Annotated in this window: 15 protein-coding genes (1 of these 15 only partly in view); 11 read left to right on the plus strand and 4 right to left on the minus strand. The window is 75.1% G+C overall.

Annotation, left to right across the window (positions count from 1 at the left end; translation table 11 throughout):
• Positions 1-17: 17 nt before the first annotated feature.
• On the minus strand, positions 18-443 hold the full coding sequence (locus RVR_RS33415) for a hypothetical protein (RefSeq protein ID WP_237405121.1): 426 nt from the start codon (positions 441-443) through the stop codon (positions 18-20).
• Between the two features lie 189 nt (positions 444-632).
• Between RVR_RS33415 and RVR_RS33420 the strand changes: the two genes are divergently transcribed.
• The 4 genes from RVR_RS33420 (at position 633) to RVR_RS33435 (ending at position 5,074) form a co-directional block, all read left to right on the plus strand.
• A complete protein-coding gene (locus RVR_RS33420; RefSeq protein WP_202237656.1) occupies positions 633-3,422 on the plus strand; it encodes a nitrate- and nitrite sensing domain-containing protein in 2,790 nt (929 codons plus the stop codon).
• Complete coding sequence (locus tag RVR_RS33425; protein ID WP_202237657.1) at positions 3,419-3,841, plus strand: roadblock/LC7 domain-containing protein; 423 nt, start codon at positions 3,419-3,421, stop codon at positions 3,839-3,841. The genes RVR_RS33420 and RVR_RS33425 overlap by 4 nt, the downstream gene beginning before the upstream one ends.
• A 33-nt stretch (positions 3,842-3,874) precedes the next feature.
• A complete protein-coding gene (locus RVR_RS33430) occupies positions 3,875-4,297 on the plus strand; it encodes a DUF742 domain-containing protein (RefSeq protein WP_202237658.1) in 423 nt (140 codons plus the stop codon).
• A 174-nt stretch (positions 4,298-4,471) separates the two neighbouring features.
• Positions 4,472-5,074, plus strand: a complete 603-nt coding sequence (locus RVR_RS33435) for a GTP-binding protein (RefSeq protein WP_202237659.1) — start codon at positions 4,472-4,474, stop codon at positions 5,072-5,074.
• 106 nt (positions 5,075-5,180) lie between these two features.
• On the opposite strand, the gene RVR_RS33440 is transcribed toward RVR_RS33435, so the two are convergent.
• On the minus strand, positions 5,181-5,567 hold the full coding sequence (locus RVR_RS33440) for an Mpo1-like protein (protein WP_202237660.1): 387 nt from the start codon (positions 5,565-5,567) through the stop codon (positions 5,181-5,183).
• 143 nt (positions 5,568-5,710) lie between these two features.
• Between RVR_RS33440 and RVR_RS33445 the strand changes: the two genes are divergently transcribed.
• From RVR_RS33445 to RVR_RS33465, 5 genes are all read left to right on the plus strand, one after another.
• On the plus strand, positions 5,711-6,631 hold the full coding sequence (locus RVR_RS33445) for an NUDIX hydrolase (protein ID WP_202237661.1): 921 nt from the start codon (positions 5,711-5,713) through the stop codon (positions 6,629-6,631).
• Complete coding sequence (locus tag RVR_RS33450; protein ID WP_237405484.1) at positions 6,628-7,791, plus strand: molecular chaperone DnaJ; 1,164 nt, start codon at positions 6,628-6,630, stop codon at positions 7,789-7,791. The genes RVR_RS33445 and RVR_RS33450 overlap by 4 nt, the downstream gene beginning before the upstream one ends.
• 71 nt (positions 7,792-7,862) lie before the next feature.
• A complete protein-coding gene (locus RVR_RS33455) occupies positions 7,863-8,780 on the plus strand; it encodes a hypothetical protein (protein WP_202237662.1) in 918 nt (305 codons plus the stop codon).
• A gap of 76 nt (positions 8,781-8,856) precedes the next feature.
• The gene (locus RVR_RS33460; protein WP_202237663.1) at positions 8,857-10,107 is read left to right on the plus strand and encodes an adenylosuccinate synthetase; all 1,251 of its coding nucleotides are present in this window, start codon (positions 8,857-8,859) and stop codon (positions 10,105-10,107) included.
• Between the two features lie 9 nt (positions 10,108-10,116).
• Positions 10,117-10,704 (plus strand): NUDIX domain-containing protein, encoded by a 588-nt coding sequence (locus RVR_RS33465; protein WP_202237664.1) that lies wholly within the window; start codon positions 10,117-10,119, stop codon positions 10,702-10,704.
• Here RVR_RS33465 and RVR_RS33470 read toward each other — a convergent pair.
• On the minus strand, positions 10,671-12,992 hold the full coding sequence (locus RVR_RS33470; protein WP_237405457.1) for a glycoside hydrolase family 31 protein: 2,322 nt from the start codon (positions 12,990-12,992) through the stop codon (positions 10,671-10,673). The genes RVR_RS33465 and RVR_RS33470 overlap by 34 nt on opposite strands.
• Positions 12,993-13,386: 394 nt before the next feature.
• Between RVR_RS33470 and RVR_RS33475 the strand changes: the two genes are divergently transcribed.
• Entirely contained in the window at positions 13,387-15,414 is a 2,028-nt protein-coding gene (locus tag RVR_RS33475; RefSeq protein WP_202237666.1) for an acetoacetate--CoA ligase, read from the plus strand.
• A 132-nt stretch (positions 15,415-15,546) separates the two neighbouring features.
• Entirely contained in the window at positions 15,547-16,551 is a 1,005-nt protein-coding gene (locus tag RVR_RS33480; RefSeq protein ID WP_237405122.1) for a hypothetical protein, read from the plus strand.
• A 190-nt stretch (positions 16,552-16,741) separates the two neighbouring features.
• Here the strand turns inward: RVR_RS33480 and ptsP are convergent, their stop codons facing one another.
• On the minus strand, positions 16,742-18,163 hold the 3' portion of the coding sequence (gene ptsP, locus RVR_RS33485) for a phosphoenolpyruvate--protein phosphotransferase (protein WP_202237667.1). Its footprint extends 249 nt past the window's final position; 1,422 of the gene's 1,671 nt are visible here — the last part of the coding sequence; its start codon lies off the right edge, out of view; it ends in the stop codon at positions 16,742-16,744.

The raw sequence follows: 18,163 nt of genomic DNA on the forward strand, positions 1-18,163 counted from the left end.
CGTCCTGCCCGGGGCACTCACACCCCGCGGGGGTGCGCCGGGCCGCCGCGGTGGACCGGCCCACCGCGTATGTGCGGCGGGGGACCGGGACGGCGGCGGGCGGCGGCCCGCGCCGCACGGCGCTCGCGGCGGCGCTCCCGGCGCAGGGCGCGCGCCGCGCTGCTCGGGCTGGACACCACGCCGTTGCGCTGGTTCCACACCTGGCGGGTGACCCACACGTCGAGCACCGCCCAGCTCGCGACGACGCTGGTGAGGACGGTGGCCAGCGTCATCGGCGCGCTCAGCCAGGAGTCGCCGGCGGCCAGCAGCACACTGGTCAACGCCTCGGTGAGCGCGACCGCGGAGATCAGCACCGCACGCACCGCCGCGGCCCGTACCGGGTCGGGCATCCGCGGGGTCGGTACGGACTGGTCCTCCCACATTGATCGGCTTTCGAACTCCATAGAGGGTCCCTGCCCCGAAACGTCCATGCGCATTCCGCCCGATCCTTCACCCGAACGGGTGGCACTTTCCGGCCAGACCCGGTCAACCCTCCGGACGCACTTTCGAGTTGTCACTGATCCAGTAGTAGGCTCACGCCGTTTGTACGGTACGGACCGATCCCCGTTTCGGGGTGAGACGTTGGGGAGGCCATGCGCTTTCGCGGTACGACGATCCGCCGGAAGATCGTGGCGCTGCTGCTGATCCCGCTGGTGTCCCTCACCGCCATCTGGGTCTTTGCCGCGACGATCACGAGCAGGGCGGTGTTCGGACGGCCCGATCCCCAGCGAATAGCGAACAACGTGCTCTATCCGCTGCAGAACGCGCTGGGCAGCGTCCAGCAGGAGCGGAAGGCCGCCCTGCTGTACATCGCCGACACCCGCGACTCCGAGGCGCGGACCGCCTTCGAGAAGCAGGGCCAGGTGACGGATTCGGCCATTGCTCAGTTGCGCAGCCACCTCACCGACGGCCACATGGACGGCGACCTCAACTCCCAGGCGCGCGGCCACCTCGACGACTTCTTCAAGGTCGTCGGCGGGCTGGCCGGACTTCGCCGCCAGGTCGACGACCAGCACATCTCCCGCGAGGACACGTACGCGGGCTACAACACGTTCGAGGCGCCCGCCTTCGCGTTCTGCGACAGCCTCTACCTGATCGACAACACCAGCTTCGAGCCGCAGCGCAACGCCGGTATCGGAGTGATCCGCGCCGAGGAGCAGACCAGCCGCGAGGACGCCCTGATGGGCGCGGCGATCAGTACCGGCCACATGAGCCGCGCCGAACTGAACGCCTTCACCTCGGCGGTCGCCCTGGAGCGCGGCTACTACGACGACAACGTCCCCGAACTGTCGAAGGCGGACCGCGACCGGTTCGACGCGTTCTTCAAGAGCGGTCCCGGGAAGCAACTGCGTGCCGCGCAGGACGCCGTGTCGGCCGCCACCACCGACGACGCGCCGATCATCGCCGCGCACCAGTCCTGGCCGACGGTGGCCGGCACCGCCATCACCGACGTCAACAAGCTGGACCAGCAGGTCGTCCAGGACTTCACCGACAGCGCCGCGCCGGTGCCCACCCACCTCGTGGTGGAGGCCGCGCTCGCCGGCGGCCTCGGCCTGATCGCGGTGATCGCCTCGCTGTTCGTGTCGGTCCGGATCGGCCGCGGCCTGATCCGCGACCTGGGCGCGCTGCGCCGCGAGGCGCAGGAGCTGTCCGGCACCCGGCTGCCGCGCGTCATGCGCCGGCTCGCCTCCGGTGAGCAGGTCGACATCGAGACCGAGGTGCCGCGGCTGGAGTACGCCGACGACGAGATCGGCCAGGTCGGCCAGGCGCTCAACGTGCTCCAGCGCGCGGCCGTCGAGGCGGCGGTGCGCCAGGCCGACATGCGCAAGGGCGTCTCCGACGTGTTCGTCAACCTCGCCCGCCGCAGCCAGGTGCTGCTGCACCGCCAGTTGACGATGCTGGACGCGATGGAACGCCGTACCGAACAGCCCGAGGAACTCGCGGACCTGTTCAAGCTGGACCACATGACCACCCGCATGCGGCGGCACGCCGAGGGCCTGGTCATCCTCTCCGGCGCGGCGACCTCACGCCAGTGGCGCAAGCCGGTGCAGCTCATGGACGTCGTGCGCGCCGCCGTCGCCGAGGTCGAGGACTACGAGCGGATCGAGGTCCGCCGGCTGCCGAGGCTGGCCGTGGCCGGCGCCGCGGTGGCCGACCTCACCCACCTGCTCGCCGAACTCATCGAGAACGCCGCGGTGTTCTCGCCCCCGCACACCCAGGTACGGGTGCACGGCGAGCCGGTCGCCAACGGTTTCGTGCTGGAGGTCGACGACCGGGGCCTGGGCCTGACCCCGGACGCGCTGCTGGAGGCGAACCTCCGGCTCGCCGAGACCCCCGAGTTCGAGCTGTCCGACACCGACCGGCTCGGCCTGTTCGTGGTCAGCCGGCTCGCCCAGCGCCACAGCGTCCGCGTCTCGCTGCGCCAGTCCCCGTACGGCGGCACGACCGCGGTGGTGCTGGTGCCGGCCGCGCTGCTCACCGAGACCGGCGAGCCGGACACCGGCTCGACCCGCCTGGACCTCGCGCCCGACCAGGCCCCCGACGCCGTCCCGACGCCCGCCGGCGACCGGCCGTTCGGCGGCGACACCGAGCACACCTTCCGGCAGTGGGGACTGGACGGCGCCGGCGGCGAACCGCAGAAGGAGCACGCCGCGCACGCGGAGGGGACGGCCGCACCGCAGCCCGCCGAGGAGACCGGGGGCACCTCCTTCGGCCTGCCGCGGCGCCGGCGGCGCAGCGCGCCGGTGCTCGTCACCGACCACGGCCACCCGGTCGGGGACCCGCCGCAGCCGGCCGGCCACGGCGCGTCCGAACCCCCCGCCGGGCCGGACGCGCAGGAGCCGGGGCCGCCCCGTCCGGCGGGCCGGGCGGAGCAGCCGGAGGACGGCCGGGGCCGAGGACACGGCGAGGGGCACGGGCACGGCCGGGAGCAGGACGCGCCGCCGTCCCGGAGCACGACGTCCGCGCCCGCCGCGCAGCCCCTGCCCCCGGTGCGGCCGGTTCCGCCGGCGGGCGAGGCCCAGCCGCCCTCCCCCCGCGGCTCCGGGCGCCACGCCGCCCCGCCCCCGGCCGCCGCGCACACGGCCGCGCCGGCTCCCGCGCCCCCGGCGCCCGCGCCGGACGCCGCCGGCGGGACAGTGCTCCCGCGCCGGGTCCGGCAGGCCAACCTGGCGCCGCAACTGCGGGTCGACACGACCCGGTCCGACCGGCAGGCGCGGGAGACCGCGGCGCGCGAGCGCTCCGCCGAGGAGGTGCGCGACCGGATGGCATCGCTCCAGCGCGGCTGGCAGCGCGGCCGCTCCGCCGACCTCGACCCGGCGCCGGCCGACGACGACACATCGACACCTGACACGCGAACAACACCTGAGGAGTACGGCCGATGACGGCACCATCCAGCGCGACACGTGAGCTGAGCTGGCTCCTTGACGATCTGGTCGCCCGCGTGGCCAGCATCCGCAAGGCGCTGGTGCTCTCCGGGGACGGTCTGTCCATCGGCGCGTCCGACGGGCTCACCCGCGAGGACTCCGAGCACCTCGCCGCCGTCGCCTCCGGTTTCCACAGCCTGGCCAAGGGCGTGGGCCGGCACTTCGAGGCCGGCCGGGTCCGGCAGACCATCGTGGAACTCGACGACGCGTTCCTCTTCGTCACCGCCGCGGGCGACGGTAGCTGCCTGGCGGTGCTGAGCGACGCGGACTCCGACGTCGGCCAGGTCGCCTACGAGATGGCCCTGCTGGTCAAGCGGGTGGGGGTACACCTGGGCAGCGCCCCGCGGCACGACGGCGGCACTGCGCTCAGCGGCTGACCGCGAGGGGCTGAATCTACGGGGTGACAGGCCATGACTTCTGAGTCGTCCGCAACTTCTGAACCGTCGTCGTCGGAGCAGTGGTACGACGCCGCCGCCGGACCTGTGGTGCGGCCCTACGCGATGACACGGGGCCGTACCAGCCATGCCGCGGAGGCCAGGATCGACCTGATCGCCCTGGTGATCACCGAGCGCGCGCCGGGGGACGGCGCGGCGCCGGTGGACGACCCCACCCTGTCGCCCGAGCACCTCGACATCATCGAGCGCTGCCAGTACCAGGCCATCTCGGTGGCCGAGCTGGCGGCAGACCTCGACCTGCCGGTGGGCGTGGTCCGGGTCCTGGTCGGCGACCTGGTGGAAGCCGCGCACGTGCACATTCACAAGCCGGTGCCACCGGCCGAACTGCCCGACGTGAGCATCCTGCGCGACGTGATCAATGGCCTGCGCGCCCTGTAGGGCCGGACCGGGCCGGCGCCCGAGCGGCCTGCGGCGCCGCCGCCGACACGGCTTGTCGACAGGCCGTGACGGCGCCGGCCGCGGCGCCAAGTAACGTGTGTGAAACCTGAGTTGTGAGTACGCCAGATGCGGGCACCCCGTCGCCCGCCCCGGTTGGGGAGTAGAGAAGAGACCATGGCCGTCCTGCGCACCGAACGCCGTCCCGAGCAGCCGGCCAAAGAGCCGGTGGCGCTCAAGCTGCTGGTGGCCGGCGGGTTCGGCGTGGGCAAGACCACGCTGGTCGGCGCGGTCAGCGAGATCCGTCCGCTGCGCACCGAGGAGTCGCTGAGCGAGGCGGGCCGCCCGGTCGACAGCACCGCCGGGGTCGAGGGCAAGCGGACCACCACGGTCGCTATGGACTTCGGCCGGATCACGCTGCGCGAGAACCTGGTGCTCTACCTGTTCGGCACGCCCGGGCAGGACCGCTTCTGGTTCCTGTGGGACGAGCTGGCGCAGGGCGCGCTGGGCGCGGTGGTGCTCGCCGACACCCGCCGGCTCGCCGACTGCTTCGCCGCCGTCGACTACTTCGAGCAGCGCGGCATCCCCTTCGCGGTCGCCGTCAACTGCTTCGACGGCGCCGAACTGCACGACCCGCAGAGCGTCCGCGAGGCGCTGGACATCGAGCAGGGCGTGCCGGTGGTGCTGTGCGACGCGCGCGAGCGCGACTCGGCGAAGAAGGTGCTCATCAGCGTGGTCGAGCACGCGGCGAACATGGCGGCGCGCCAGAGCGCCGTGTAGCCACCGCCCGCCGGACCGCGTAGGACGGCCCGTCAGCCGTCAGCCGTCAGCCGCTTGCCGGCTGGCGGCTGACGTGTGTGCGGCGCCCTCCGCGCCCCTCTCCCCGTCAGCCGGCGTCCTCCGCGGTCGCCGTCCGTCCGCCCGGACGGCCGTTCTCCGCGAGCCACTTCGCCGCCGTCTCGCCGAGTTCCGCGTCCCGCCCCGCGAGCATCGCGGCGATCATCTTCACGTCGCCGCGCAGCGACCACGCGGGGTGCCCGAACGTCGCCGGGTTGTTCCCCTCGATGAGGAAGTGCGCCGGCCAGGCGGTCCCGTAGCCGATCAGCGGCAGCGCGGCGGCGTACCGAGCCCGGCCGCGGGCCAGGCCGTACCCGGTGATCGCGAGCCCGGTCAGGCTGCCCACCAGGTGGACCCACCGGGTCGCCGCCTTGGAGTGCATCGCCACGTAGTAGGGCCAGAACTCCTCGAATGAGCCGTAGGTCTGCTTCGTCATCACCGCACAGTAGCGCCGGGCCTGGACCCTGTCAGGGCCCCGTGCTATGTTCTTCTCATATCGAGAAATACTCATCATGAGAACAACTCGGCACGGGCATCCGCCGCCCCGGCGCGGTCGGCGGACGAAGGAAGGGGACCGGCGTGGACGCGGCGCGGCACGACCACAGCGGCGAACGGGGGCGGCGTGAGCGGGACTTCCTCGCCGGGTACGACCCGCGCGCGTTCGACCCGATCGCGGTGACCGTTGACGTGGTGGTGCTGACCCTGCGCCAGGGGCGGTTGCACGTCCTGGCGATCGAGCGCGGCGGACAGCCCTTCGCCGGGGCGTGGGCCCTGCCCGGAGGCTTCGTCCGCGCCGGGAAGGAGTCGCTCGACGCCGCGGCGGCACGCGAACTCGCCGAGGAGACCGGTCTGGACGCCACCACGCTCGGCCGGGTCCACCTCGAACAGCTCGGTTCGTACGGCCATCCCGACCGCGACCCGCGCATGCACGTCGTGTCGATCGCCTACGTCGCCTTCGCGCCGGGTCTGCCCGACGCGCAGGCCGGCGGTGACGCCGCCGGCGTCGCCTGGCTGCCGGTGGAGGTGGTCGCACCCGTGAACCCGGTTTTGCCTCCCGGGCAACCGGAGGCGGCGGCCGGGCGTCCCCACGAGCGGGGTCGGCGGACCGGGACCCACGGGGGTGGTACCGGTCGCCGGCCCCTTCCCTCCGAGCCCGGCGAGGCCGTACTCGCCTTCGACCACGCGCACATCCTCGCCGACGCGCTGGAGCGGGCCCGCGGCAAGATCGAGTACACCCCGCTGGCCACCGCGTTCCTCGCCGAGACCTTCACGATCAGCGAGCTGCGCGCCGTCTACGAGACGGTGTGGGGCGCCCCGCTGCACGCCGGCAACTTCCACCGCAAGGTGCTGTCCGTGCCGGGCTTCGTGGAGTCCACCGGGCAGACGGACACCCGTCCCGGCAGCCGCGGCGGCCCGCGCGCCCGCCTCTACCGCGCCGGCGACGCCAAGCTGCTCCACCCGGCGCTGCTGCGCCCGGACCGCGAGGCGGGCATACGGTGAGCGCCGCCGATCCGCGCCGATCCGCCGATCCGCATCGTCCCGCCGGCCCGCACCGTTCCGCCGGCCCGAGCCGTCCCGCCGATCCGGACCGCGCCCCCGACGCGCACCGCGCCACCGGCCGCCTCGGCGGCCCGGAGGAGGGCGGCCACCCCGAGCCGCGCACCTTCGACGAGGCCCTGGCCGTACTCGACGGCGCCGCCGCCTTCCCCGCCGACCCGGCGCACGCCGCGACCCGCTACCGGCGGCTGGCCCGCCTGCTGCACCCCGACACCGCCCCGCCCGGGCGTACCGCGCAGGCCACGGCCGCCTTCGCGCGGCTCACCGCGGCCTGGCACGACCACGACCGCCAGGTCCTCACCGGCCCGCGCCACACGTACGTCCTCGGCCCGCTGCTGGCCGCAGGCGACCTCTGCGACCTGCGCGTAGCCCGTTTCGACCAGGACGGCGAGCGCCGCGCCGCGGTGCTGAAGATCCCGCGCGCGCCCCGCGACAACGACCTCACCGAACACGAGGCGGACGTCCTGACCCGCCTGGACACCGTCGCCGAGCCCCGGCACCGCGCCTACGCGCCCACCTTGCTGGAGAGCTTCCGGCACCGCGCCGGCGACGGCACCGAACTGCGGGTCAACGCGCTCGCACCACTCGACGGCTTCCACAGCCTCGCCGCCGTGGCGGCCGCGCACCCGGGCGGGCTCGACCCCCGCGACGCCGCCTGGATGTGGCGCCGCCTGCTCACCGCGCTGGGCTGGGCCCACCGGGCCGGACTGGTGCACGGCGCGGTCTTCCCCGAACACGTCCTCATCCACCCCGAGTTGCACGGCCTGGTGCTGGTCGACTGGTGCTACGCCACCGCCGTCGGCACCGACGTGCCGGTGCTCGTCCACCACCACGCCGCCGACTACCCGCCCGAGGCCCGGCAGCACGAACCCGCGACCGCGGCCACCGACATCCACCTCGCCTCGGTCTGCGTCCGCGACCTGGTCGGCCCCCGGGCCCCCGGCCCGATGCGCGCCTTCCTGCGCGGCTGCACCCTCCCGGGGCAGAACGCCCGCCCGCAGGACGCCTGGCACCTGCTCGCCGAACTCGACGACCTCCTCGACCGGCTCTACGGGCCGCGCACCTTCCGCCCGTTCACGATGCCGGCCGTCCGGGCCGGCTGACCGCCGGCCGGGCCCACCCACCACCCGACCGCAACGACAGAACCCACCACCACGTCTCCAGGGGGATCACCATGGGCAGCGGAAGCTGGTCCACCAACGTCTACGACGCCGCCGAGCGCTACCGTTCGGCTTCCGGCGCGAGCGCCTTCGCCTACAGCGACCGCGTCAAGCACACCTCCCCGCGGTCGGGTTGGACCGCGCACCCCTCGCTCGACCCGCACGGCCTCACCACCCGCGAGAGCCGCGACTCCGCCGAGCACCCCACCTCGCTCGCCATCTCCGTCCTGTTCGACGTCACCGGCTCGATGGGCTCCGTCCCGCGCGTCCTCCAGACCAAACTGCCCGAACTGTTCGGGCTGCTGCTGCGCAAGGGCTACACCGAGCACCCGCAGATCCTCTTCGGCGGCGTCGGCGACGCCACCTGCGACCGGGTCCCGCTCCAGCTCGGCCAGTTCGAGTCCGACAACCGCATGGACGAGCAACTGGGCAACATCCTCCTCGAAGGCGGAGGCGGCGGCCAGATGACCGAGTCCTACGAGCTCGCGCTCTACGCCATGGCCCGGCACACCTCGCTGGACTGCCACGAGAAGCGCGGCCGCCGCGGCTACCTCTTCCTCATCGGCGACGAGATGCCCTACGGCAAGGTGAAGGCCCGCGAGATCCGCGGGGTGCTCGGCGACCGCGTCCAGCGGGACATCCCGCTGCCGGAGATCCTCGCCGAACTGCGCCGCAAGTTCCACGTGTTCTACATCCTGCCGACCGGCGCCGCGCACGCCGGCAACACCGAGGTCCTCACCCTGTGGCGCCGCCTGCTCGGCCAGAACGTCATCGAACTGGACGACCTCGACGCCGTCTGCGAGACCATCGCGCTCACCGTCGGCCTCGGCGAGGAGGCCATCGACCTCGCCGAGGGCCTCGCGGACCTCGCCGAGGTCGGCTCCACCGCCGGTCCCTCGGTGGCACGCGCCCTCAGCACCCTGGCGCGCTGACCCCCGTACCCCGCCATCAGCAGGACACTCCGCCCCGGGGCACGCGCCCCGGGGCGGCAGGAGAGAGGAGCCCGACGTGCACACAGCCGTCGTCGACCTCGGCTACGGCGACGCCGGCAAGGGCGCCGTGGTCGCGCGCCTGTGCCAGGAGCGGACCGTCACCGCCGTCGTCCGGTTCAACGGCGGCCCGCAGGCCGCCCACAACGTGGTGACCGCCGACGGCCGCCACCACACCTTCGCCCAGTTCGGGGCCGGCACCCTCCACGGCACCCCCACCCACCTGTCCCGCTTCATGTGCGTCGATCCGCTCGCCCTGGCCGCGGAGGCCGACCACCTGCGCGCGCTGGGCGTCCCGGCGCCGTACGCCCTGCTCACCGTCGACCGCGACGCCCGCCTGGTCACGCCCTACCACGCGGCCGCCAACCGGCTGCGCGAGCGGGCGCGCGGCGCGGACCGGCACGGCTCCTGCGGCATGGGCGTGGGGGAGACCGCCGCCTACGCCCTGGCCCACCCCGACGACGCGCCCACCGCGGGCGACTGCGCCTCCCGGCCGCGGCTGCTGCGCAAGCTGCGCCTCCTGCGCGACCGCCTCACCGACGACCTCGGGCCGCTGGCCGCACCGCCGGTCGAGGACTGCGCGGCCGCGTTCGGCGCCTTCGCCGACGCGGTCGCCCTCACCGACGAGACGCACCTGCGCCGCCTGGTCCGCGGCGGCCCCCTCGTCTTCGAAGGGGCCCAGGGCGTGCTGCTCGACGAGTGGCACGGCTTCCACCCCCACACCACCTGGTCGACCACCACCTTCGCCCACGCCGACACGCTGCTCGCCGAGGCCGGCGCGCCCGGCCCGGCCCGCCGGATCGGCGTGGTGCGCACCTACACCGTCCGGCACGGACCGGGGCCGCACGTCACGGAGGAGCCGGAACTCGCCGCGGCGCTGCCCGAACCCCACAACGGCCACGGCCGCTGGCAGGGCGCCTTCCGCGTCGGGCACTTCGACGCGGTCGCGCACGCGTACGCCGTCGAGGTCTGCGGGGGAGTGGACGCCCTGGCCCTCACCCACCTCGACGCGCCGCCGCGCTGCCCCGCGCTGCGGATCTGCCACGGTTACGCGATCGGGGGGCAGTTGGTCGAACGCCTCCCGGTCGGAGCGCCCGGAGACCTCGACCGGCAGGCCGCGCTCACCCGCCGGCTGCTCGGCGCGCACCCCGCGGTCTGGTCCACCCCCGACCACTGGCCCACGGCGGTCGGCGCCCTGCTCGGCGCCCCGGTCGTGATGGAGTCCCACGGTCCCGCCCGGCAGGTGCTCACCGGCGCCACGGTCGGGTAGGGTCCGCGCGTGCCCTCCGACGCCGCCGAAGCCCCGCTCCCGGACGACCCGTCAGCCGCACCGCCGCGCCGACCCCACGGCCACTGCTCCGCCTGCGGCGCCCCCTACCCCGACACCGCCGGCTGGCCGCGCACCTGCCCCGCCTGCGGCCACACCGCCTACCGCAACCCGCTGCCCGTCGCGGTCTGCCTGCTGCCGGTCCACGACGCCGCCGGCACCGGCCTCGTCGCCATCCGCCGCGCCATCCGGCCGGCACTGGGCACTCTCGCGTTGCCCGGCGGCTTCATCGACGTCGGCGAGACCTGGCAGCAGGCCACCGCCCGGGAACTCCTGGAGGAGACCGGGATCGCCGCCCGGGCCGCCGACGTCGTGCTCGCCGACGCGCTGACCGACACCGACGGCGGCTACCTGCTGCTGTTCGGCCTGCTGCCGCCGCGACCGCTGGGCGAACTGCCGCCCTCCGCCGCGACCGACGAGACCGAGGGCTACGACATCCTGCGCGCACCCCAGGAGTTGGGGTTCCCGCTGCACACCCTCGCCGTCCGCCGCTGGTTCGACGGCGGCTACGCCTCCAGCCCCCGCACCCGCACCTCGTAGCCGACCTCGCCGCCGCCCTCCCGCTCCACCACGACCCGTTCACCCTCCCAGCGCGACAAGAAACGCTCCCGGCGCGGCGCCGCCCATCCCTCCGGGTCACCGACGGCCACCTCGCCGCCCCCGCCCCGGCCCGGCCGCGGCGCCCACGCCTCCAACGCCACCGCCCCGCCCCCACCGGCCACCGGCAGCACCGCCCCGGCCCTGGCCAGCACCGGTATCCGGCCCAGCGGCGCCTCCAGCCGCACCGTCGAACGCCCCCGGTAGGACGCCCCCGTCGCCGTGTCGTGCCACAGCCCGCGCGGCAGCCGCACCACCCGGCTCGTCGCCCCCTCCGCCAGCACCGGCGCGACCAGCAGCGCGTCGCCGAGCAGGAACGCGTCCTCGCAGTCCCGCAGCGCCCGGTCCGTCGGCGACTTCCACCACAGCGGCCGCACGTACGGCGCGCCGGTGCGGTGCGCGACGTGCGCCAGCGTCTCCAGGTACGGCAGCAGGCGCTCGCGCTCCCGCAGCGCCGCGCGCGCGTGCTCCAGCACCTGCGGGCCGAACCGCCACGGCTCGCGGAGCCCCGCGCCGATCGCCGAGCGGGTGCGGAACAGCGGCAGGTACGCGCCCAGTTGGAACCAGCGCAGGTACAACTCCGGCGACGGCGTGCCGGTGGAGCCCCCCACGTCCGGGCCCGAGTACGGCACCCCGCACAACCCCAGCCCCAGCACCAGCGCCAGCGAGGTCCGCAGGCCCTCCCACCCGGTCGCCACGTCGCCCGACCAGGTGCCGCCGTACCGCTGCATCCCGGCCCAGCCCGACCGGGAGAACACCAACGGCCGGGTGTCCGGACGCAGTTCGCGCAGGCCCTCGTAGCCGGCCCGGGCCATCGCCAGCCCGTACACGTTGTGCGCCTCGCGGTGGTCCCCGCCGCGCCCCTCCAGCGCGTGCCGGGCCGAGCGCGGCAGCGTCGGGTCGCCGAACGCCGCGAAGGACACCGGCTCGTTGCGGTCGTGCCAGAACCCGGCGAAGCCCTTCTCCAGCCGCTCCGCGTACCGGCCGCCCCACCAGGAGCGCACGGCCGGATCGGTGAAGTCCGGGAAGACCGCCTCGCCCGGCCACACCGCGCCACGCACCTCCCGCCCGGTCGCGTCCCGGACGAACACCCCGGCCGCGGACCCGTCGTCGTAGGCCGTCAGACCCGGCTCCGCATTCACCGCCGGGTCCACGGTCGACACCAGCCGCACCCCGAGCCCGCCCAACTCCTTCGCCAGGCCCGGCAGATCGGGGAACGTGCGCGGGTCGGCGGTGAAGCCCCGGTGCCCGTCGAAGTGGTCGACGTCCAGGTGCAGCACCGACAGCGGCAACTCCCGCTCCCGGTAGCCGTCCGCGACCCGCCGCACCTCCTCCTGGCCGCCGAACCCCCACCGGGAGTGGTGGTGGCCCAGCGCCCAGCGCGGCGGGACCGCCGGCCGCCCGGTCAGCGCCGTCCACGCCGACAGCACCCGCGCCGGCGTCCCGGCGATCACCCAGTACCGCAGCGGCCCGCCGTCCATCCGCAGCCGGCTGATCCCGTGCTGGTCCGGCCCCGACCCGGCGCCCTCCCGCCCGTCCCACAACGCGACCTCGCCGTCCCACGTGTTGTCGTGGAACGCCAGGTGGCTGCCCGCGTCCGCGACCACCAACTGCACCGGCATCGTGATGGACAGCGGATCGTCGCCCGGCCCGAACGACCTGCCCGGGCCGGTGTTCCACAACCGGTACCGGCCGGTGCGCAGCACCGGACCCGCCGCCCGCCCGCCCAGCCCGAACACCCGCGCGTCGGCCGGCAGCCGCGCCCGCTGCTCCCAGCGCGGCGCATGGCCGCGCGCCGGACCCGCCACCGGGTCCTGCCACGACGGCGGGCCCTCCGAACGCAGGAGCAGCCCGCCCGGCGTGCGGAAGTCCACCACCCCCCGCTCCGAGATCCGCACCGTGATCCGCTCCGACACCACCCGCCAGCCCGCGCCGTCCGGCTCCAGCACCGCCCGCGGATCGACCGGCGGGCACTCGCCGGCCAGCGCGTACGACGGCAGCGGCGCCGCGTCGTCCCAACCGCAGAAGACCGCGCCCCCCACCGCCACCCGCACCAGCAACCGCGACCGGGCGAACCGCACCACCCCGCCGCCCGGCTGCGGGTCCGCCCCCACCACCGGGCCGGGCGTGCGCGTGCGCTCCGGGCCGGGCACCGGAAGGTCCCGTGCGTCGGTCGCCCGCCGGCGCCGCGCCGAACGCACCGCCAGCCGCCCGCGCGCCGACCCCGCCATCCCGACCACCCGCAGCAGATCGGCGCCGCCCGCCCGCCCCCGCCGCAACGCCGTCCGCAGGTCCCGCACCCCGCCCACGACCTCCCCCCACACCGCGCCCAGCAGATACCCAGCGTCCATGCCCCCACCCTCCCACCGGCCCGGAAGCCCGCGCCGCTCGTTCAGCCGCTGTTCACCTCGACGATCATGCCCGGCCGCCTCCTGCCTCCTGCCTCCCGCCTCCCGCCTCCGCCCGCCCCGCCCGCCGTCCGGTGCGACCCGCCCCACACCGGCCGGACCACCCTGGCGCCGCGGACGATCACATGGCATCGTCCTGCCCAGTCCCCAGGCGACGGACGCCCGTCCCGGGTACCGACCCACCGACGCAACGACGCGTACCGTCCGGGAGCCGCCCATGAGCACCACGCCCGAGCCCGCCGCCGACACCCCGGCACCGCTGTGGAGCCCGAGCCCCGAACGGATCGCCGGCGCCCGGCTGACCCGCTTCCACCGGTGGGCCGCGCGGGAGTACTCCGCCCCCACTCCCACCGGCACCGACCCGGCCGCCGACTACACCGCCCTGCACTCCTGGTCGGTGCGCTCACCCGAGGCGTTCTGGAGCGCGGTCACCGCGTGGTTCGACGTCCGCTTCTCCACCCCCGCCGACACCGTCCTCGCCGACCCCGCGATGCCCGGCGCCCGCTGGTTCCCCGGCGCGCGGCTCAACTACGCCGAGCACGCCCTGCGCCCCGCCCTCGACCCCGACCACGCCGACCGTCCCGCGCTGATCCACCTCGACGAGCGCCACGACCCGGCCACCGTCACCTGGGCCGAACTCAGCCGCCAGGTCGCCTCGCTCGCCGCCGAACTGCGCCGCCTCGGGGTCACCCCGGGCGACCGGGTCAGCGGCTACCTCCCCAACACCGCGCACGCCGTCGTCGCGCTGCTCGCGACCGCGGCCGTCGGCGGCGTGTGGACCTCCTGCGCCCCCGACTTCGGCGCCCGCAGCGTCCTCGACCGCTTCCAGCAGGTCGAACCCGTGGTGCTGCTCGCCGTCGACGGCTACCGGTACGGCGGCAAGGCCCACGACCGCACCGCCACCGTCGCCGAACTGCGCGCCGCGCTGCCCACCCTCCGCGCCACCGTCCACATCCCGCTGCTCGGCACCGACACCCCCGAAGGCGCCCTGCACTGGGACGCGTTGACCACCGGCGACGCCGAACCCGCCTACGAACAGGTCGCGTTCGACCACCCGCTGTGGGTGCTCTACTCCTCCGGCACCACCGGCCTGCCCAAGGCCATCGTCCAGTCCCAGGGCGGCATCCTGCTCGAACACCTCAAGCAGACCGGCCTGCACCTCGACCTCGGCCCCGGCGACCGCTTCTTCTGGTACACCTCCACCGGCTGGATGATGTGGAACTTCCTCGTCTCCGGCCTGCTGGCCGGCGCCACGATCGTGCTCTACGACGGCGCGCCCGGCCACCCCGACACCGCGGCGCAGTGGCGCGTCGCGGAGCGGACCGGCACCACCGTCTTCGGCACCTCCGCCGCCTACGTCATCGCCTGCCGCAAGGCGGAACTGCACCCCGGCCGGGACTTCGACCTGTCGGCGGTCGGCTGCGTGGCCACCACCGGCTCACCGCTTCCCCCCGACGGCTTCCGCTGGCTGCACGACGAGGTCGCGGCCGACCTGTGGATCGCCTCCGTCAGCGGTGGCACCGACGTGTGCAGTTGCTTCGCCGGCGGCGTCCCCACCCTGCCGGTCCACATCGGCGAACTCCAGGCCCCATGCCTGGGCACCGACCTCCAGGCATGGGACGCCCAAGGGCACCCGGTGGTCGACGAGGTGGGCGAACTCGTCGTCACCAACCCGATGCCCTCGATGCCGATCCGCTTCTGGAACGACCCCGGCGGCACCCGCTACCGCGAGAGCTACTTCGAGATGTTCCCCGGCGTGTGGCGGCACGGCGACTGGATCACCCTGACCTCGCGCGGCACCGTCGTCATCCACGGCCGCTCCGACTCCACCCTCAACCGCCAGGGCGTCCGCATGGGCTCCTCGGACATCTACGAGGTCGTCGAACGCCTCCCCGAGATCGCCGAGTCCCTCGTCATCGGCGTCGAACAGCCCGACGGGGGCTACTGGATGCCGCTGTTCGTCCGCCTCGCCCCCGGCGCCACCCTCGACGACGCCCTGCGCGACCGCATCCGCACCGCGCTGCGCGCCCGGCTCTCCCCGCGCCACGTCCCCGACGAGGTGATCGCGGTCCCCGGAGTGCCGCACACCCTCACCGGCAAGCGCATCGAGGTCCCCGTCAAGCGCCTCCTCCAGGGCACCGCCCTCGACAAGGCGGTCAACCCCGGCTCCGTCGACGACCTCGACGTGCTGCGCTTCTACGAGCGGCTCGCCGCCGAGCGCGCCGCCGCGGACGGCCCCGCGTAGCCCGGGAGCCACCGGCCCCGCACCGGATTGTCAGTGGGTCCGACTACGGTGAGTGATCAGTGGTGGCCGAGGTCGCACCGGCCCCGGCCGCCACCGACCCGTACCGACACGCACCCGCACCGGGGGAGAGCCATGCCACCCACCGCCGACCACAACGGCCGACCCGACCACGACCGCGCCCGCCAGGACACCCGCCACCGCGCCCGGTCCGACCGCTCCACCTGCCCCGACACGGCCCCCACCGGCACCCGGCCGCCCCGCGCAGGCCGCCGCGGCGCCCCACCCGGCCGCAGCCGCCTGCGCCGAGCCCTCCGCCGTGAAGCCCCCACCGTCGTCCCCCTGCTGCTCGACGAGCACGACTTCGCCGCCATGACCCGCTACCGGAGCTTCCCCTTCGACGACTACGGACAGTACCTGCACCACCTCGACGGACTCCTCCGCGGCCTGCACGCCCAGGGCACCCACGTCGCCGTCACCCACTTCGACCCGGACGCGTACGACTCCTACTGCCGCAGCACTCGCAGACCCCCCGACACCCCGCACACCCGCACCCGCTACGCGGCGGAGGCCACCACCACCGGCCCCACCGTGCACTACGCCCGCCAACCCCTCGCCGAACTGCGCACCGCGCTCGCCCGCGAGGCCGACCGCCGCGCCGTCTGGCAACGCGCCACCGACCTGCTCATGGACGCCGGCCCCTGCCCCGACTGCGGCCAGGAGCTCGCCCACTGCGCCTTCGACGACGCGTCCGACACCCTCCTCGGCCTCCTCGACGCGGTCGGCCCCGGCACCCACCACATCGTGTGCAGCCTCCCCACCGACGACGGCCCGCCCCTCCCCGCCGCCCTGCACGCCCACACCTCACCCGACGGCGAACCCCACGTCGCCGAGACCGACGCCCTCGTCCTGTGCACCGTCATGGCAGCCGCCACCGTCACCGGCCGCACCGCCGGCCTCGTCATCCGCACCCTCGACCCCGACGGCGACACCGTCCGCGGCTGGGAACTGCGCGACGGCACCCCCGACCCCCTCACCGAGGCCGCCGTCTTCGACGCCTACTGCACCGATCCCACGACCGGCGCCCCCATCCCGCCCGAACCCGGAGTGCGCTACGCCCCCGGCATCCCCCTCCCCTGACAGCCCCGCACACCGAGATCCACAGCCTTCTCCTTCCCCTCACCCCTTCGCCGACCGCACCTGACCGACCCGGACGGCGGCGCGGGACCACCCCCGGACGGCGGTGCGGGACCACCCCGGCCGCGCACGAGGAGGCAGGCGCGGCCGGCCGGCGCGGGAGCGCGCGCGGCCCCGCACCGCCACCCGCCGGCTACTCGCCCGACAGCACCGCCTGCGCCGCCGCCCGGGCCGCCTCCGCGCTGTCCGTCGCGCGCGCGGCGGCGGCGGCCCGCTCGCACTGCGCCACCGTGTACTTCGCCAGTGTCGCCCGCACGTACGGAATCGACGCCGCTCCCATCGAAAGGCTGGTGACCCCCAACCCCGTCAGCACGCACGCCAGCAGCGGGTCGGCCGCCGCCTCACCGCAGACCCCGCAGCTCTTGGCCTCGGCTCGTGCCGCGCCCGCCGCCGAGGCCACCAGGTCCAGCAACGCGGGCTGCCACGGGTCCTGCCACCGCGCCACCGCGCCCACCTGCCGGTCGGCCGCGAAGGTGTACTGCGCGAGGTCGTTCGTGCCCAGGGACAGGAACTCCACTTCCTTCAGCACCGACCGGGCCCGCAGAGCCGCCGACGGGATCTCCACCATGGCCCCGAACTTCGCCGGCAACCCCGCCGCACGGCACGCGTCCGCGAACGCCTTGGCGTCCTGCCGGTCCGCCACCATCGGCGCCATGACCTCCAGGTGCACCGGCAGCCCCTCCACCGCACGCGCCAGCGCGCGCAACTGCGTCCGCAGCACCTCGGGGTGCTCCAGCAGCGACCGCAGCCCCCGCACGCCCAGCGCCGGGTTGGGCTCGTCGTCCGGAGTCAGGAAGTCCAGCGGCTTGTCGGCGCCGGCGTCCAGCACCCGCACCACCACCCGGCCCTCCGGAAACGCCTCCAGCACCTGCCGGTACGCCGCGACCTGCGTCTCCTCCGAGGGTGCGGTGGAGGAGTCGTCCAGGAACAGGAACTCGGTACGGAACAGCCCCACGCCCTCGGCGCCCGCCGCCACGGCGGCCGCCACGTCCCCGGGCCCGCCGACGTTCGCCAGCAGGGGCACCCGGTGCCCGTCCGACGTAGAGCCCGGGCCGGACGACGACGCCAGCGCGGCCTTCCGCTCGGCCGCCTCCGCGGTCAGCGCGGCGCGCTTCTCCTCGTCCGGCTCCACGAACACCTGGCCGGTGCTTCCGTCCACGGCCACCACGGTGCCCTCGGCCAGTTCGCCGGCACCCGCCAGCGCCACCACCGCCGGCACCCCCAGCGCCCGGGCCAGGATCGCGCTGTGGCTGGTCGGCCCGCCCTCCTCCGTCACGAACCCCAGCACCAGCGCCGGGTCCAGCAGGGCCGTGTCCGCCGGCGCCAGGTCCCGCGCGATCAGCACGTACGGCTCGTCACTGTCCGGAACCCCGGGCATCGGCACCCCCAGCAGCCGCGCCACGATCCGGTTCCGCACGTCGTCCAGGTCCGCCACCCGCCCGGCCAGGTACTCGCTCGCACCCGCCAGCAGCGCGCGGTAGGAGGCGAACGCGTCGTACGCCGCCCGCTCCGCGGTGCTCCCCACCGCGACCCGCCGCTCGATGTCGGCCAGCAG

The sequence above is a fragment of the Streptomyces sp. SN-593 genome (assembly GCF_016756395.1).
Lineage (GTDB): Bacteria > Actinomycetota > Actinomycetes > Streptomycetales > Streptomycetaceae > Actinacidiphila > Actinacidiphila reveromycinica.

Bases quoted from the DNA above. Each gene is read 5' to 3' on its own strand.
- RVR_RS33470 (WP_237405457.1), bottom strand. From the start codon at position 12,992: ATGGCGGGGTCGGCGCGCGGGCGGCTGGCGGTGCGTTCGGCGCGGCGC.
- RVR_RS33475 (WP_202237666.1), top strand. From the start codon at position 13,387: ATGAGCACCACGCCCGAGCCCGCCGCCGACACCCCGGCACCGCTGTGG.
- RVR_RS33425 (WP_202237657.1), top strand. From the start codon at position 3,419: ATGACGGCACCATCCAGCGCGACACGTGAGCTGAGCTGGCTCCTTGAC.
- RVR_RS33415 (WP_237405121.1), bottom strand. From the start codon at position 443: ATGGAGTTCGAAAGCCGATCAATGTGGGAGGACCAGTCCGTACCGACC.
- RVR_RS33440 (WP_202237660.1), bottom strand. From the start codon at position 5,567: ATGACGAAGCAGACCTACGGCTCATTCGAGGAGTTCTGGCCCTACTAC.
- RVR_RS33430 (WP_202237658.1), top strand. From the start codon at position 3,875: ATGACTTCTGAGTCGTCCGCAACTTCTGAACCGTCGTCGTCGGAGCAG.
- RVR_RS33455 (WP_202237662.1), top strand. From the start codon at position 7,863: ATGGGCAGCGGAAGCTGGTCCACCAACGTCTACGACGCCGCCGAGCGC.
- RVR_RS33435 (WP_202237659.1), top strand. From the start codon at position 4,472: ATGGCCGTCCTGCGCACCGAACGCCGTCCCGAGCAGCCGGCCAAAGAG.
- RVR_RS33480 (WP_237405122.1), top strand. From the start codon at position 15,547: ATGCCACCCACCGCCGACCACAACGGCCGACCCGACCACGACCGCGCC.
- RVR_RS33420 (WP_202237656.1), top strand. From the start codon at position 633: ATGCGCTTTCGCGGTACGACGATCCGCCGGAAGATCGTGGCGCTGCTG.